The 16064-nt window shown below is 63.9% G+C and carries 11 protein-coding genes; 7 read left to right on the top strand and 4 right to left on the bottom strand.

Translation table 11 applies throughout. The annotated features are described in order from the left end of the window. The first annotated feature begins 2 nt into the window (after positions 1-2). From AB0F86_RS20785 to AB0F86_RS20760, 6 genes are all read left to right on the top strand, one after another. Complete coding sequence (locus AB0F86_RS20785; protein WP_356984958.1) at positions 3-1199, top strand: hypothetical protein; 1197 nt, start codon at positions 3-5, stop codon at positions 1197-1199. 92 nt (positions 1200-1291) lie between these two features. Further along, complete coding sequence (locus AB0F86_RS20780) at positions 1292-2893, top strand: serine/threonine-protein kinase (protein ID WP_356984959.1); 1602 nt, start codon at positions 1292-1294, stop codon at positions 2891-2893. Between the two features lie 95 nt (positions 2894-2988). Next, positions 2989-4194, top strand: a complete 1206-nt coding sequence (locus AB0F86_RS20775) for a hypothetical protein (RefSeq protein ID WP_356984960.1) — start codon at positions 2989-2991, stop codon at positions 4192-4194. Positions 4195-4204: 10 nt separating this feature from the next. After that, on the top strand, positions 4205-5404 hold the full coding sequence (locus tag AB0F86_RS20770; RefSeq protein ID WP_356984961.1) for a hypothetical protein: 1200 nt from the start codon (positions 4205-4207) through the stop codon (positions 5402-5404). 10 nt (positions 5405-5414) lie between these two features. Continuing rightward, the gene (locus AB0F86_RS20765; protein ID WP_356984962.1) at positions 5415-6668 is read left to right on the top strand and encodes a hypothetical protein; all 1254 of its coding nucleotides are present in this window, start codon (positions 5415-5417) and stop codon (positions 6666-6668) included. After that, positions 6665-7819 carry a hypothetical protein gene (locus AB0F86_RS20760; RefSeq protein ID WP_356984963.1) on the top strand — a complete coding sequence of 385 codons (1155 nt, stop codon included), beginning with the start codon at positions 6665-6667 and terminating at the stop codon, positions 7817-7819. The genes AB0F86_RS20765 and AB0F86_RS20760 overlap by 4 nt, the downstream gene beginning before the upstream one ends. Positions 7820-7892: 73 nt before the next feature. Here the strand turns inward: AB0F86_RS20760 and AB0F86_RS20755 are convergent, their stop codons facing one another. From AB0F86_RS20755 to eccCa, 4 genes are all read right to left on the bottom strand, one after another. Continuing rightward, positions 7893-8180, bottom strand: a complete 288-nt coding sequence (locus AB0F86_RS20755; RefSeq protein WP_133733972.1) for a hypothetical protein — start codon at positions 8178-8180, stop codon at positions 7893-7895. Between the two features lie 33 nt (positions 8181-8213). After that, positions 8214-8531: a WXG100 family type VII secretion target gene (locus tag AB0F86_RS20750; RefSeq protein ID WP_067490968.1), complete on the bottom strand. Its 318-nt coding sequence runs from the start codon at positions 8529-8531 to the stop codon at positions 8214-8216. A gap of 350 nt (positions 8532-8881) precedes the next feature. Further along, positions 8882-10327, bottom strand: coding sequence for a type VII secretion-associated protein (locus AB0F86_RS20745; protein ID WP_356984964.1), 1446 nt, complete (start codon positions 10325-10327; stop codon positions 8882-8884). Further along, positions 10324-14361 (bottom strand): type VII secretion protein EccCa, encoded by a 4038-nt coding sequence (gene eccCa, locus AB0F86_RS20740; protein WP_225281952.1) that lies wholly within the window; start codon positions 14359-14361, stop codon positions 10324-10326. Before eccCa ends, AB0F86_RS20745 begins: the two co-directional genes overlap by 4 nt. 184 nt (positions 14362-14545) lie before the next feature. Between eccCa and eccD the strand changes: the two genes are divergently transcribed. After that, positions 14546-16012 carry a type VII secretion integral membrane protein EccD gene (gene eccD, locus AB0F86_RS20735; RefSeq protein WP_181700682.1) on the top strand — a complete coding sequence of 489 codons (1467 nt, stop codon included), beginning with the start codon at positions 14546-14548 and terminating at the stop codon, positions 16010-16012. The last annotated feature ends 52 nt before the right edge of the window (positions 16013-16064 follow it).

Here is a 16064-nt window from a genome sequence, read left to right as displayed (position 1 = left end):
CTATGCGAAAGATCCGCGCCTACAGTACTTTTGTCGCCCTCGCTCTCGTCCTCAGCGGCTGTGGTGACGATCCGGAACCGACCGCACCGGCCGCACCCCAGGTGGATGTGGCGAAGCTGGATTCCGGCAATTACCCGACCGCACCCCTGGATGTCGAGACCACCCGCACCGCACAGTCCGGCGCACTGCGTGAATCCATCCGGATCGCCGACGCCTCGCCGACGCCCTACGACTACGATCAGCGATTCGTCTATGCCGCGCGCCCCGGCCACGCCGTTACGGTCGACGCTCCGCCTTGGTATCCCGGTACCGATTTCGAGAACGGCAAAGACACTTTGGCCGCCATTCCCGGTGTGGTCGCGGGATGGGAGACCGCCGGGCAACGACGCGAAGAGTTCAGCGCCGGTCGCGAGATCGACACCATGGTCGTGCGTTATGAAACCACCGATCAGGCCCGCTTCGCCGCCGATGAAATCGCCAAGCGAACCAAGGGCGCGCCGGGACCCGTGATTCCCGATCATCCAGAAGTCCAGACCCGTGTCGATATCAACAAGGGTGCGTACACGACCCAGTACCTGCGCGCTTGGCTACTCCGGGGTGACCTGCTCATCCACGCGAGTCTGTCCGACCCCATCAGCGTTCCATTCGACGCGGCGGCCGATGCCGACATCGTGAAACGCTTCTTCGACAAGCAACTCGAACTGCTCGAGTCGTACACACCCACGCCGGTAGCCGATTTCGGGAAACTACCGCTCGATGTCGACGGCCTCCTCGCCCACACTCTTCCGGCGAAAACGAAAGAAAGCGAGGGCGCGGCATTCCCGGTACAGGCAGTCCTGCATCTGGCTGGCTCGCGCCGCGACAAGCTGATAGCCGCCATCACCGATGCGGGTATCGATTACGCCGGCTTCGCCGGCGGATCGGTGTTCCGTGCGCGTGACGCCGATGCCGCCATCAGGTACATGGTCGCCGAAGCAACCGATTCGACGACCGAGGACCACATGAAGGTGGACGGGCCGGCCGATATGCCAGGCGCGGAGTGCTACAACGCCAAACCCGAGGTGAAATACGCCTCCGACGCACCGCCGATGTGCATCACGACCATCGGTCGGTATGTCATCAAATCCGAGAGCATGAATCTGCAGGATGCCCAGCAACAGCTGGCCGCCCAGTACAAGCTCCTGCACGGTTTCAGCTGATGAATGCGTGGACGGTGCGGTAACGCGACACCTGTTAGATTGCCCTGGTTGGCACGTGCACTGCGGGGCGCGCGAAGGATGAGGAGATGCGAATGGCCTTGCGGCCCGGCGCAATTGTAGGTGGCTACCGAGTGATCAAGGTGCTCGGTGCCGGTGGCATGGGCACCGTCTACCTCGCCCAGAACCCCAGCCTGCCACGCCGCGACGCCCTCAAGGTGCTCAGCGGCGACTTGTCTACCGACTCCGAGTTCCGCGCCCGCTTCGAACGTGAGGCGAACTTGGCGGCCGGCCTGGACCATCCCAATATCGTCGCGGTGTACAACCGCGGTGACGAGGACGGTCAGCTCTGGATCGCCATGCAGTACATCGACGGAACCGACGCCTCGGCCGAGGTCGCGAAGGGCCCCACGCGAATGCCCGCCCACCGCGCGCTGCGCATCATCGGCGAAGTCGGCAAGGGCCTGGACTACGCCCACCGCCGCGGTCTGCTGCACCGCGACATCAAACCGGCCAACTTCCTCATCGCCGCCGCCGAGGACGGTGACGAGGAGCGTGTGCTGCTCACCGATTTCGGCGTCGCGAAGTCGTCGGACGACGGCCAGGAACTCACGTCCACCGGCAACATCATGGCCACCATCGCCTACGCTCCCCCCGAGCAGCTGATGGGTTCCAAACTCGACCACCGCGCCGACATCTACAGCCTCGGCTGCTCCCTCTACAAACTCCTCACCGGCCAAAACCCTTACCCGGCAACAGTGTCGGCCATGGTCATGATGGGCCACCTGCACGAACCACCGCCCCGGCCGACCGCCGTCCGCCCCGACCTCCCGCCCGCGATCGACCACGTCATCGCCAAGGTGATGGCCAAGGACCCCGCCCAGCGCTACAACACCTGCCGCGAATTCGTCCAGGACGCCCACGCCGCCCTCTTCGGCGCCCCTATGCAGGCCCCTGCCTCGCAAGGCTTCCTCACGACGCCGAGCATGCCTACTGCTCACACCACCGGGCCCAGGACCATCGCCACCGAACCGGTCGGCCAGCAACGGTGGGCCACCGATCCCAGCCGCCCTATCGCTACGAACACCGGCTACCACGGCAGTGTCCCGGAAAGCGACATCGTCACCGCACGCAACCCGCAATCATTGCGCTCTCCGAATCGAGCGCGAAAGTTCTTGCTGCCCGGCTTGATTGCGCTAATCGTCGCGGCACTGGTCGGAACCGGCGTGTTCGTGCTGACCCGACCGGACGGCACACAGACCGCCGGCGATCCGATGAGCGAAGCCAGGGCCCAGAACCCCGAGTTCAGCGGAAAAACCATCACGGCCTACAACTTCGGCAACTCCAGTCTCTCGGTCGTTCTCAACCCGAGTGACCAGTGGAAGTTCCTGCGGGACTTGGACTTCGATTACAACTCGGAGTTCAAAGCCGTCGGCGACGAAAAGTCGCCGAGGGCCCTCTCCGTGGGCGACTACAACGTGAAGAACACCACCGACGTCGTGCTCATTTTCCGCACCGACAGTCAAGCTGGTAACGGCGGGTTCCGCGGTCTGCCGTATTCACTTACGAGCGGCAAGGGAAAAACTGTCATCATCGATGATCCGGCCACCGTCCAAGCCTTCCAGGTCTGGAGCGCCCAGTCGCAAAAGATTCTGATCGACAAGCTGATCCCGGAAATCGACAAAGCGATCGGTTAGCCTGCCGTGCATAATTCCGAGGCAGCGATTGTGAGAATTCTGAACATCGCCGCCGTGTCATTCTATTAGGTGGTCTCAGAGCGTAGGGGGGTCCTATGAGGTTGAAAGCACGACTGCTAGCGCTGGCGGCAGCCGGTGTCGTCGCCACTACCAGCTGTGGGTCGGAGATAGCCGGAACTGCGCTGCCCGGTATGTCGGTTGTCGACATCACGAAGCTCGAGCTGGGCACCTTCTCACCGGAAGCTACAGCCTATCGCTTCGATGACTTCTCGACGCCCGCAGACGTACGCAGGCTCGAATCCAAGCGGATGCTGAATTACATCGTCTCTCCAACAGATGTGAACCCGGAGATAAGTAAGCTCGTCGGCGTCTACACTTTTGCCACAGCCGATGATCCGTTCACGTTGGCGGTGATGCCGGAGTCATATCGTCCGGCAATGATCGAAAACCAGCTGCTCGCCGGCGCGTACGTTGCCAGAACAAACGACACACCTCGAAGCCTCGAGAAGATCCTTCTGTTCGTACTGAGGTTTCCAACCGACGAGGCTGCGCAAAAGGCGTCTGAGCAGATGAACGATATCGCCCGGAAAGAGCAGACCAATGTCTTCACGATCGACGGGCATCCATCCGCTCGTGCTTCCTCGAAAGACTGGTCGGCAGGGATCGCCACGGTCCCGATGGGGCCGTTGCTACTGATCGCGAACTATGGCGGCCCCAAACCGAATGAGTCCCAGTTGAAGGCTGATCTCAAGAAGACACTGGATTTGCAGCTCGCAAAATTGGCCGACCTGAAACCCACACCATTCGAAGATATTCTCGATCGACCTGTCGACCAAGACGGCATTATGCGCCGCGCCATTCCTGCAGCCCAGGACTACTCCGACCCGTTCTCTTCCAACCTGGACTTTTCCGTTTACCAGCCGTCTGGCCACCTGCATTATGAACGACATCCCGTACTTCTCCAACAGGCTTTCGCCGACGCAGGGGTCGATTTGATCGGTAGACGGGCTGGGATCGTTTACCGTACAAAAGACCTATCGAGCGCGTTTCGCCTCCAGAACGCGCTGGTCGGCCTCGACAAGAACGATAAAGAAATCTCTGGGCCTCCAGGCTTGGCCGACGCTCGCTGCATTCAACTGTACGAGGCAGACCCGATTCGCAAGTACGACCTGCTCTGTGCAGTAGTTCGCGGTCGCTATGTCGGTGTCGTCGTGTCGAGGTCCAAACTTGGTCTGACAGTTGATCCAGCACTTCACGAGCGCGCATCGGCGCAATACGCCGTCCTCACGAATAGCGAATAGAGGAAGAAGTATGCGTCTCAACGTCCGCCTCTTCGCAGCCGTTGTCGCGGTCGGCACTGTCGTCACGGCATGCGGGAGCGACACCGTCGTTCAACCTGTACCCACAGTTGATTTGAACCAGCTCGACACCGGAAACTACCAGTCGACACCCCGCGACCCTGGCGTCGCGAGAGCAGACGACACCGGGGAGGCGCTCGAAGCGATCCGCCTCGGCGCGGCCGTGCCGCTCCCCTATGATGTCGACCCGAGCTACGGCTTCCAACGGTTGAACACGCCACAGGTCAGAACGACGTCGAAAATCCGCGGCTCGATGACCAAGATCGACGAAGAAGCCTTCCCCGAAGTCACAAAGGGACTCATCGTGGGTTGGAAAACCAGCGGCGAACGTCGCATCCAGCCCTTCCTCGGACGCCAGGCGTGGATCTACGTGTACCGCTTCGGAACCGCGGACGAGGCTGCGACCGCAGCCCGACAGATCTCCGAAAAGCAGCAAGAGAAGAACCCGGGAAGCAGCGTAGAAATCCCCGGATTCCCCGGTGCGCGCAGCAATTGGGCGGGGTATGCCGTGGATTCATGGCTGTCGCAGGACGCGATGGTGTACGGCGTGCGACTGGAGGATCCGATGACGGAGCCACCGGATGCGATTGCAGCGATCGAGTTCATAAAGAAGGCCTATATCAAAATAGACGAAATGCTCGACAGCTATACGCCTACCCCTGAAGAAAAAATGGCCGAGCTGCTGATAGACACCGATGAAATGCTGAGCCGAACCTTGCCAAGCAGCCGCGACAATTGGGTCGGCCCGCTTCCCGAGGGTGCGGTCGAGCCGGCGCAGGCTTCGCTTATCAGGGACAAGCGACCCGGAACGACCAAGCCTGCTTTCATCGACGCCGGCGTCGACTTGGTTTCCAACGAAGGATCGGTAGCTCGCGTGTACCGTGCAAAGGATTCGGATGCCGCCCAGCGCCTCTTGATTGCCCTGACCGAACCACAGACCGACGTCCTCAAAGCTGTCGAAGGGCCACGTAGTCTTCCGGGCGCCAAATGCTTCGACCGAAGAGATCCAAAGGCGAGCGCAACCAGCCATCCGCCCGTATGCTACGTGACTTTTGACCGCTATCTCGCGCGCACCACCTCCTACAATATTCAAGACCTATACCAGCGGACCGCTGCCCAGTACAGGCTATTGGCAGTCGGCCGTGAAAGGTAGCTGATGCCACATGCGTTTCCAGAGCAACTACAGCTATCGGCGCGAGAGACGGATGATTGCGCTTCTCGGTGCCATCATGCTGTGTGCCGGATGCGGGTCGGTCGTCTCGGGGACACCACAGCCCGGAACTTCTGCCGTCGATGTCAGCGCATTGCGGACCGGTCCATTCCAGACTGAGCCCGCTGCATTCGAGCTCAAAGAAGGTCTGGACGAGCCGAGGCAAGTCCGGCTGGTAGAAGGCCGCCGCCTGATCAATTATCTCGTCAACCCCGTGGACATAGATCCAGAGCTGCGTATACCGGGAAAGCCGGCGGTCTTCGCCGACGAGTACGGCGTGCCGACGCTCCAGGGGTTACACGAATCTCATCGAGCCGTCCTCGCCGACAATTACAAGTTCATAGCAGGGGTTGCCGCGAACCAGCGAAACGGCAGCGTTCGAACTCCACGAGAAATGACGCTGGCCGTATTCCATTTCGATTCCGCGACGGAGAGCCATCGTGCGGCACGAGAGCTCCATTTGATCAGTGCGGACCTGGGTACCGGGACGAACATTCAGGTCCGGGAAACCGCAGATGCTTTTGTCACGGAAACTGATGGCACCCGGCGGGACACATGGTTTGCACACGGACCCTATGCCATCCTGGTCAGTGCACGCATTCCCACACCATCACTCGAGGAACTTTCGCGACTCTCGGATGGTGCCATAAATGCGCAGAAGCGATCCCTCGATGCGCACAAGCCGGTTCCACTGGACGAGGTTCTCGATGTTCCCGTCGACGGCGAGAACATCCTGCGACGCGCGATGGATCACGATGCCCGCGACAGTGTGCCCTACGAGGGCTACGGCACTGAGTACTCCGACACGTATGGCACCTACCGGCCTGCGGGGATCCGGCACTTCGAACGGAATCCCGCGGAAGCAGCTGCCGTGTTCGAACGGGCGGGAGTGGACCTCATCGGTCGCCGGGCGAGTACCGTCTACCGAACTCGGAATACGGCTGCGGCATTCCTCCTCCAGACCTACCTCGCGTCGAAAGGCAAGGACGACACGGCATTGGACCCTCCGCTCGGAATCGCGGACGCGCAATGCGTACGATTCGATTCCACCGACGGCCGTGACCACAACTCCATGTGTGCAGTCGTATACGGCCGGTACGTCGCGGTTGTGACGGCGAAGTCGATCGGGTTCGCAAACTTCGATGGCGATCTACAGGAGCGCGCTGCAGCGCAATACATCATTCTACAGAAGTGTGGACTCGAATGAAGCGACATGCATTCGTATCGGCAGCAATCGCCGCCATCTGCATGATTTCAGGTTGCGGCGAGGACGCGGCACATTCGACAACAGTCGACACTGGCATGCTCGACTCGGGAAACTATCCGACCTCGCCTCGCGATGTGGAAGCAGTACGATCCCCTGCGGCGGGCGCTATCCGTGAATCGGTGAGAATTGGCGAGCATTCTCCGATTCCATTCGAATACGACCACCGATTCGCATACGGACCGGACTACCCACGATTCCAGATCATCACCCCTCAGGAACCGCCTTATATAGATGAATTCGGCCTGGAGCGGGCCGACTTCCATACCGAGTTTCCTGGTTTCGTCGCCGGCTGGCACAACTTCGCGACCCGCCGACCCCAAATGAACATGGGTCGAATTATCGACACATACACCCTACGGTTCGAAACGCCCGAACAGGCACGCGGCGTTGCGGAAAAGATGTCGCGATTGTCCGCAGGGGAAACACGGACGGTCCAAAACTATCCAGGCTCGTATACCAAACTGACGGTCGGTGAAACGTCGAAGTTGCGGACATGGCTGCCGCACGAGGATATGGTCCTCTACATCCGGGTGACTGATCATGTGAGTCGCCCGTTCGTCGAATCCGATAATCTGGCTATAGTCGAGAGATTCTTCGATACACAGATAGAAGGCCTCAGAGACTACAAACGTACACCGGTCGGCGAAGTAGCGACACAAGCGATCGACATCGACGGTCTCCTCAGCCGAACCCTCCCCGCCGACAAGCCCCTGACCCGTCACACGATCTACCCCGCGCACGTTGCGCTCTCGCTGTCCCGAACACCCGCGCGGACAGCACTGGCGTACACCGATGCCGGAGTCGACCTGGTCGTAGTCGCCGACGCCTTCGTCTACCGCACTCGCGATCCAGAAGCGGCAGAACGACTCTCGTCCGCCTTCGACGACACAGCGATCTCTCCCAATCAAACCCCGAAGGCCGATCCCCCACCCGGTCTTCCGTCCGCCGTCTGCTTCACCGGTGATCCGGACATGAACATCTCGCCGAACTGCCGCTTCACCGTGGGACGGTACGTTGTCCGCGTTCCGGGCACGAACCTGCAGGATGCCCATCAGCGCGCTGCAGCGCAATATCGCCTACTGGCCGAGTAAGCACAAAAGCCGATGCCCTTCCGCAGAATTGCGGAAGGGCATCGCACCATCGATATCTGACCGAGTGCTCGACTCAGCCGGCGATCTGCGCGGCCAGCGCCTTGTCGAGCGCACGCAGATCGGTGTGGCATTCCTGAGCCATCTGGGTGGCCTGCTGCAAGATGCTGGTGAGCTCCGTGGAAATGGTGTCCCACTCGTTCTGGCGAGCCATTGCCGCCCCGGACATGTCACCCTCTTGGCTCTTGAAAAAGCCGTCGAAGTCCGCCTTGAAATCCTTGAGGTCGGCTTCGATGGCCCTGGCCTTGACCAGGATGTTCTCGGACGCCGTGTCTGCTCCCGGCAGAACCTTCTTGACGCTCATATCCATACTCCTAAGGTTTTGAATTGCCAGTCGTCAGGGCAGGTCCAGAGAACTACCGGCAGCGGACAGCTTCGAGGAGCCGTCTTCGTCGTTCGCGGCGAACTTCTTCGACGAGGAGTTCAACAGACCCGAGGCCTCCATCAGGAGCGCCTGCTGACGGGCTGCCTTCTCCTGGTAGCGATCCATCAGCCGCACAAAAGCGTTCGCGGCATCACCTTCCCAGAGGGAGGGAACCAGCGCGCGAACCTCGTCATCGATATTGTTGATCGCAGCCTGCAGGACGCCGTGTACCTGCTCGAAATTCTGTGACTGTTTATCGATTCCAAGGACGTCAACGTTTGTTGTGCTCACCTACGTCTCCTTACGTTCCCTCCAAGGCGCACTCTGCACCCTGCTACTTGGTTAGACGCCGCCCATGCCGGATCGGTTCCATCAGATGCAAAGAATCTTCGATCCGCGGCGACGAGCAGGACGGCCACGGGCTCGTGGCAACACGCATGCCGCGGTGCACCTTCTCCGGTGCGCGAACGATGGCCCCCACTGCGATGATGGTAACCCCCCTCCCCTGCTCATCCGCCATGGCATGAGCTTGCGCCTTGCACGATACCGAACCCCACTCGCTTGCGCCAGCCTCGGCCTTTATCCCGTATCCCAAGGTGTAGCGGCTTCCTCGTGGCTGTTCGTGCCGGTCGGCTGCCAACTCACGGCCGAATGTGGAGGGCACTGACCACCTGCTCGCAAGGCGCCGTCACACCTTCCCAACCGCCTGCCGTGTACTGGCAGCCGATGCTGACCTGGACACCGTGCTCCACGAGAACTTGCCAACGGACCGTGGATCCGTCGACGGGACGTTCTTCGTACGACAGGCCCGGCCGGCCGGCGAAGACCACGTCGCGCCTTACTTCCGAGACCGTCCCGGCGGGCTTCTTCTTGATCACCGCCTCGAGGTCGGCGGCGACCTCGCTATACCCCGCACCCGCGGTGAGGGGCTTCTGGATGACCGTGATGCGTTGACGGAGGCCAGAGTCGGGGCTCAGGTCGGCGCGAGTGGGGTCGGTGCCTGGAGCGCGGTGCCAACCGACCGGGACTTGCAGTTCGACGCGGCCGAGCTGTTCGGTGGCGGGCACGGGCGCCTTCGTCGTCGTTGTGGGACGGGCCGGGGCCGATGAACTGACGACGGTTGTCGTGGTGGGGTCGACAGCGGCGGCGGCTGGTTGATCGGTTGAGCTGCCGAGAAGGAAGAAACCGCCGATCGATGCGGCCGCGATGACGGCGGCCAGTGCGGCAGCACCGAAGTACAAGGGACGACGGTCGACTGGGTTGGTGGCAGCGGCCCTGGCCCGCAGGGGTTGCATCCACTCGGCGGCGGGGTCGGGTGGGATACGAGGGGTGTAGGTGGGGCCGGTGGGAATGGGGCGGGCGAGATCGGCGCCCGTCAAGTGGCTCAGCGGAACCTTTGTACCGCATACACTTTCGACGGCGTCCGCCACCGCGTCGCGAACCGCCGGACCCGTGGCGCCGAAGACCTGAACCACATCGACCGGCCGGTCGGCAAGCAATCGAGTCAGCAGCTCGACAAGCTGTCGGCGACCTTCCTCAGAATCCAATTCCGCAGCGGCGAGGTTCGGTTCGGCTTCGACGGCCTCGACGTGGGTGCCGTTCACGTCGTAACCCACCGTGGATGCCGTCGTCGACAACAGCCCGAACTCGACGACGGCGGTGCGGCGACTACGACGGGCTGCCGGATCGACAGCGGAAGCATGGACCGCGCAGGACTCGAAGACGACTTCGTGCGCGAACTGCCGTGCTGCGGAGGCGAACAGATCGAGGGTGCGTTGACCCCACGCGGTCGGGTGAACGACGACGAAACGATCGCATGCCGCCGGGATCCGCAAGGCGTCGACTATCGCGGCGAGCACTGCCGACAACCCCTGCACCGCGGAGGGCATACGCGGCGGCAAAGCGATCCGGTCGCAGGCGAGGTACTGCACCGCCGACACCACCTGGGTGGGTGGGGTCAGCGGTTCGCCGACGACCAGTTCGGAATTGTTGCTGCCCAACACTATCGACGGGACGACATCCCAGTGGGTGGTGGCACCACGCGCCCACACCTTGGCTTCGCTGACAACCAGCTCGACGACGGTCATTCCGGCTGCGGCATCCAGGCTGTCTGGATCAGCCCCTCGCCGTTACGGGTGACGAACATGCCCCGGCCCGGCGGCTTCGGGCTCGGCCGAGTGGTACCGACCAGGACGCCTTCGTCACGGCTGCAGCTCATGATGAGCGCGGTCGAACCGAGGTCCTTCATCCGTGCCAGCGTTGCCTCGTACATGGCGCGGCCCGCACCACCGGAACGACGGGCGATGATGAGGTGGAAGCCGAGGTCGCGGGCGTGCGGCAGGTGCTCGACGAGCGCCGATACCGGGTTGCCCTGTGACGTGGCGACCAGGTCGTAGTCGTCGACGATCACATACAGCTCGGGGCCGCTCCACCAGGAACGCTCGCGCAACTGCTGGGGTGTGACCTCGGGGCCGGGGGTCCGTTTGGCGACATACGCGGCCAGATCGGCCATGTTCTGGGTGAATTGTGGTGCGGTGGAACCGTATCCGGCCTGGTATCCCTCGGGGATCAGGCCGAGCATCGAGCGGCGGTAGTCACCGACGATGAATCGGGCCTCGTTCGGGGTGTTGGACGCGGCGATGCCGTCGATGATCGAACGCAGCAGCGTCGTCTTCCCCGACTCGGAGTCGCCGATGATGATGAAGTGCGGGCTCTCCGCGAAATCGATGAACACCGGCGCGAGCTCGGCCTCGTTGATGCCGATCGGGATCCGCGTGCACTTGGTGCTGCGATCGACCCGCGACGGCCAATCGCCCGCCAGGTACAGCAGTTGTTCGCGCGGCAGCTGCTCGGGCAGCATCCGCACCTGCGGCGCACGCCGACCAGGAGTCATCCGGCCGATCGTCTCGACCGCGCCCGCGACCGCCTGACCCAGGTTCCCAGGATCGGAGGAACCGTCGATGCGCGGCAGCGCGGTCAGCATGTGCAGGCATTCGGCGGTCATTCCTCGGCCCGGACGGCCCTGCGGCACAAGGGAAGCGAACTTGCGCCCGAGGTCGGAGTCCATCGGGTCGCCGAGGCGAAGTTCGATGCGGGTACCGATCTGGTCCTTGAGCGCGGGGCGGGCCTCGGCCCAGCGGTTCAGCGCGATCACCACGTGCACACCGTAGGAAAGGCCCTGCACGGCGATGTTCATGATGGTCTGTTCGAGGGCGTCGAAGTCCTGGCGGATCGAACCGAAACCGTCGATCACCAGGAAGACATCGCCGAACGGGTCTTCGTGCGCGCCCGCGGCGGCAGGGCTAGACGACGGGTCGACAGAACGCAATCGGCGGAACTCGACCATCGACTCGATACCGAGCTGACGGAAACGGGCCTCACGCGTGCGGACGATGGTGGTCATCTCCGAAACCGTGCGCCGCACCAGGTTCTCGTCGAGACGGCTGGCGACCGAGCCCACGTGCGGCAGCCCGGTAAGACCGGTCAGCGTGCCACCACCGAAATCGAGGCAGTAGAACTGCACCTGCTCCGCGGTGTGAGTCAACGCCATCGCCATGATCATCGAACGCAGCGCGGTCGACTTACCCGACTGCGGACCACCGACCACGGCCACGTTGCCGCGCGAACCCGACAGGTCGACGACGAACGGGTCGCGACGCTGGTCGTAGGGGCGGTCGACCAGGCCCATGGGTGCGCGCAGGGTGGCGACGGCGGAGTACTCCCCCGTGAGAATCGACCGCGGAATCAACTGATCCAACGTCGGCGCCTCGTCCAGCGGCGGCAACCAGATCTCGTGGGCGGGCCGCCCATGACCCTGGATGCGGGAGACGAGCATGTTCAGGTTCGATACCTGGTCGTTCTCGTCGCCCGTCGGCTCCGGCTCGTACTCGGCCTCGACCGGCAGCGGGATGCGGTCGGAGGTGCGGAAGTCGACGTGGGTGGCGCTGAAGGGGCGGGCGTTGACGTCGATCTCGCCGCCGACGATGCCCGCGCTGGTGACCTCGCGCTGGGAGCCGCCGCCGACGTAGGGGCCGGAGACGTAGGAGGCCTGGAAGCGCTGGATCTCGCCGGAGTCGGCTTTGAGGTAACCGCCACCGGGTGAGTTGGGGAGGTTGTAGGCGTCGGGGACGCCGAGGACCTGACGGGACTCGTTGGCGGAGAAGGTTTTCAGGCCGATGCGGTAGGACAGGTGGGACTCGAGGCCCTTGAGCTTGCCCTCTTCCAGGCGCTGGGAGGCGAGCAGCAGGTGCACGTGCAGCGAGCGGCCGAGGCGGCCGATCATCACGAACAGTTCGGCGAAATCGGGGTGCTGGGTGAGGAGTTCGGAGAACTCGTCGAGCACGACGAACAGGGCGGGCAGTGGGTCGAGGTCGGCGCCCGCGGCGCGGGCCTTCTCGTATTCGGAGACGTTGGCGAAGTTGCCCGCCTGACGCAGGACTTCCTGGCGGCGGTTCATCTCGCCGGCCAGGGCGTCCTTCATACGGTCGACGAGGTCGGCCTCGTCCTCGAGGTTGGTGATGACCGCGGCGACGTGCGGGACACCGTCGAGGCCGAGGAAGGTGGCACCACCCTTGAAGTCGACCAAGACGAGGTTGAGCTGGTCGGGTGAGTGGGTGGCGAGCAGGCTGAGCACGAGGGTGCGCAGGAACTCGGACTTACCGGAACCGGTGGCGCCGATGCAGAGGCCGTGCGGGCCCATACCGTTCTCGGCGGCTTCCTTGATGTCGAGTTCCACGGGGGCACCGTCGGCGCCGAGACCGAAGGGCACACGCAGTCGTTCGCGGCCGTAGCGGGGACGCCAAGCGCTGGCGGGGTTGAAGTTGCCGATGTCGCCGAGGTTCATCAGCTGCGCCCAGCTGGTGATGGCCTCGGACTCGTCGGTCTCCACATCGCTGCTGCGCTGGGTGGCGGCGCGGTAGGGGGCTAGGCGGCGGGCGGCCTGCTGGGCCTGCTCGGCGCTGACGCGGTCGATGGTGGCGAAGCGTTCCTGGTTGCCGGTGGCACCGCGGCCGAGGCATTCGCCGTTCTCGACGACCATCTTGATGCCGCGCGAAACGGCAAGGCGCGGTGCGTAATTGCACAGGTCGATGATGGTGACGCCCTCGAAACCGGACTCGCGCAGCTGGTCGTCCTCGGCTTCGAGCAGACCGCCGTCGACCACGATCACCACGTGCACCATGTTCGGGTTGTTCGGCTGGTTACGCGAGTAACGCACCCGGTTGCCGAGCAGCGGGTGCAGGCCCGACATCGCCTCGCGGATGGAGCCGTAGAACATGCGCTGGGTGCCGACACCGTCGGTCACCTCGGGGTGCTGGGTGTGCGGCAGCCACTTGGTCCATTCCCACTCACGGGCGGTGTCGGGGCCACACACCACCGCGACCAGCACCTGGTCGGGAGCCTGGAACATGCACAGCTGCAACAACATCGCGCGCGTCATGTCACGGGCCTGGGCGCGGTCGCCGTCGAGGGCGATGGTGCCGAAGCCCTTCACCGCGATGGCCGTCGGCAGGTCGGGGACGGTGGAATGGGCGCGGACGAAACGACGGAGAGAGACCGCCGCGATCGGCTCGAGCTCTTCGACCGGACCGGTCTCGGGGGCCACGAGACGGGTCGCGAGACGCTGACCACCCAGGCCGATGCGGGCGTGGCAGAAGTCCTTGTCGCCGGAGCGTCGCTCCCACATGCGGCTGGTGCCGGCGAGCATCCAGATCAGGCCGGGCTCGGGGTGACTCCACTCGACGGCGGCGCGCTGCTGCTTGGCGGTCTCGTCGACGTCCTTGCGGACCTGATCGAGATAGCGCAAGTAGTCTTTACGATCCTCGTTGGCCTCGGCGGCCTTGGCGCCCTTGCCGTTTCCCTGCCCGAACATGGTGACCATCGACATGATCATCATCAGCGGGAACATCATCGACATCGGGTTGGACAGCATGCCGCTGCCCTGGGTGAACATCAGCGCCATCATGCCGACCATGCCGACCACCATGACCACGGGCATCAGCTTCATCAGCAGATTGCCGGGCGTGATGCGCGGGATCTCGGGCGGCGGCTGGAGGGTGACTTCGCCACCGGGCGTGCGCGGCATCTCGCGCCGGGCACGGCGCTGGAACCGGACTGTGCTCATGGTCGAAGACTCCCCCTGCTTGACTACTCGCTGTCTGTCCTCGCGACGGGCTCAGTGTAGAGGTCGCGGCCGACATGTCGTATGGTTCGTCAGGCATTCTGCTGTCCGAACGGTGGGTTCCGCAAACTGTCGGCCGCTGACCGGTCGAGCGGAAACGCGAGGTAGAGACGGAGTTGGGGGAGTTTTGACGCACGCGCGACTCGATCATGTGGAAGAGGATTCCGCGCGCGGAATCGTTCGCGCACCCGACCTTGCCCGGGTGACGATTCTGGCCAAGCACACACAGGTCGACATGGCGATTCCGGTGGACGTTCCGGTCGCGCTCGTCATTCCGAGTGTGGTCGACATGGTCGCCGCGCACAGCCGCTCCAACGACTTCGACAACGACGGCGAACGCTACGAACCCGCCGAATGGGTCCTGGCCCGCATCGGCCATCCGCCCTTCTCGAACTCGCTGAGCCTTGGTGAACACGGCGTGCGCGACGGTGAGCTGCTGATGCTCGAGAGCGCCTCGCACACCGCGCCGACGCCGCTGTTCGACGACATCATGTACAACGTCGCGATCGCCGACGCCGAGCACTACCGCAGCTGGACCCCCAAGACCGCGCGCATCACCGGTTCGGTGCTCGCCGCGCTCACGATGCTGGTCGGCTGCTTCGGCCTGCTCGCCGCCCCCGATGGTGTGCCGTTCTGGGTGAGCGGGTCGCTGGCCCTGTTCGTCGCGGTGCTGTGCGTGATCGCCGGGACGGTGCTCAGCCGTATGTACGGCGACACCTCCGCCGCGCTGGTCCTCGGCGGATGTGCGCTGCCGACCGCGTTCACCGGCGGCATGATGCTGGTGCCCGACCACTACGGCTGGGCGAATCTGTTGCTCGGCGCCGCGCTGTTCGGTGCGACGGCGGTGCTCGCCTGGCGGGTGACCGGGGTGGGGCTCGCGCTGTTCATCGGTGCCGCCGCGATTTCGGTGTTCGTCGTTCCCGCCGCGCTGGTCGGTCTGCTCACCGATCAGCCGGTGAAGGCCATCGGCGCCGTCGTCGCGGCGCTGGCGCTCGCGGGTCTTTCACTCTCGCCGCGTGTTTCGATGCTGCTGGCCAAGCTGCCGCTGCCGCCGGTCCCCTCCCCCGGCACCCCGATCGACCCCACCGAGGACGACCCGGACGACCACCGCGCGCTGCCCACCCTCGACAACCTGCGCGCCCGTTCGGAGCGCGCCCGCAACTACCTCGCCGGCCTCGTCAGCGCGACCACGCTGGTCACCGTCGTCGGCGCGCTGCTCGCGACCAACCCGTCCGCCGACGACCCGTACTGGCCCGGCATCGCGCTTGCGCTGGTGTGCGCGGTGGTGCTGATGTTCCGCAGCCGCACGTACGCGGGCGCCGAGCAGGCCGTTGTGCTGATCGCGGGTGGTGCGGCGATCGTGCTGCTGATGCTGATCGGTGTCGCGGTCGGGATGGAACAGCCGCTCGTCGTGTTCGGGGCCGCGCTGGTGATCCTGGTCGCCGCGCTGGTCATCGGCCTGATCGTGCCCAACCAGTCCGCCACCCCGCCGATGCGCCGGGCCGCCGAACTCATCGAGTACGGCTTCGTCGCCGCGGTGCTTCCGCTGGTGTTCTGGGTCGCCGATCTCTACTCGCTGGTGCGCGGTCTGTAGCTTTCGCACGGACGGGGCTGCCTCCCAACGGGATTCGACCGGTGGGCAGGCG

Source organism: Nocardia sp. NPDC023733, assembly GCF_040639775.1.
Taxonomy (GTDB): domain Bacteria; phylum Actinomycetota; class Actinomycetes; order Mycobacteriales; family Mycobacteriaceae; genus Nocardia; species Nocardia rosealba.
The sequence above is the reverse complement of the archived record's forward strand: the minus strand, read 5'-3'. Positions and strand labels throughout refer to the sequence as shown.

Bases quoted from the DNA above. Each gene is read 5' to 3' on its own strand.
- AB0F86_RS20780 (WP_356984959.1), top strand. From the start codon at position 1,292: ATGGCCTTGCGGCCCGGCGCAATTGTAGGTGGCTACCGAGTGATCAAG.
- AB0F86_RS20755 (WP_133733972.1), bottom strand. From the start codon at position 8,180: ATGAGCGTCAAGAAGGTTCTGCCGGGAGCAGACACGGCGTCCGAGAAC.
- AB0F86_RS20765 (WP_356984962.1), top strand. From the start codon at position 5,415: ATGCGTTTCCAGAGCAACTACAGCTATCGGCGCGAGAGACGGATGATT.
- AB0F86_RS20785 (WP_356984958.1), top strand. From the start codon at position 3: ATGCGAAAGATCCGCGCCTACAGTACTTTTGTCGCCCTCGCTCTCGTC.
- eccCa (WP_225281952.1), bottom strand. From the start codon at position 14,361: ATGAGCACAGTCCGGTTCCAGCGCCGTGCCCGGCGCGAGATGCCGCGC.
- AB0F86_RS20770 (WP_356984961.1), top strand. From the start codon at position 4,205: ATGCGTCTCAACGTCCGCCTCTTCGCAGCCGTTGTCGCGGTCGGCACT.
- AB0F86_RS20775 (WP_356984960.1), top strand. From the start codon at position 2,989: ATGAGGTTGAAAGCACGACTGCTAGCGCTGGCGGCAGCCGGTGTCGTC.
- AB0F86_RS20745 (WP_356984964.1), bottom strand. From the start codon at position 10,327: ATGACCGTCGTCGAGCTGGTTGTCAGCGAAGCCAAGGTGTGGGCGCGT.
- AB0F86_RS20760 (WP_356984963.1), top strand. From the start codon at position 6,665: ATGAAGCGACATGCATTCGTATCGGCAGCAATCGCCGCCATCTGCATG.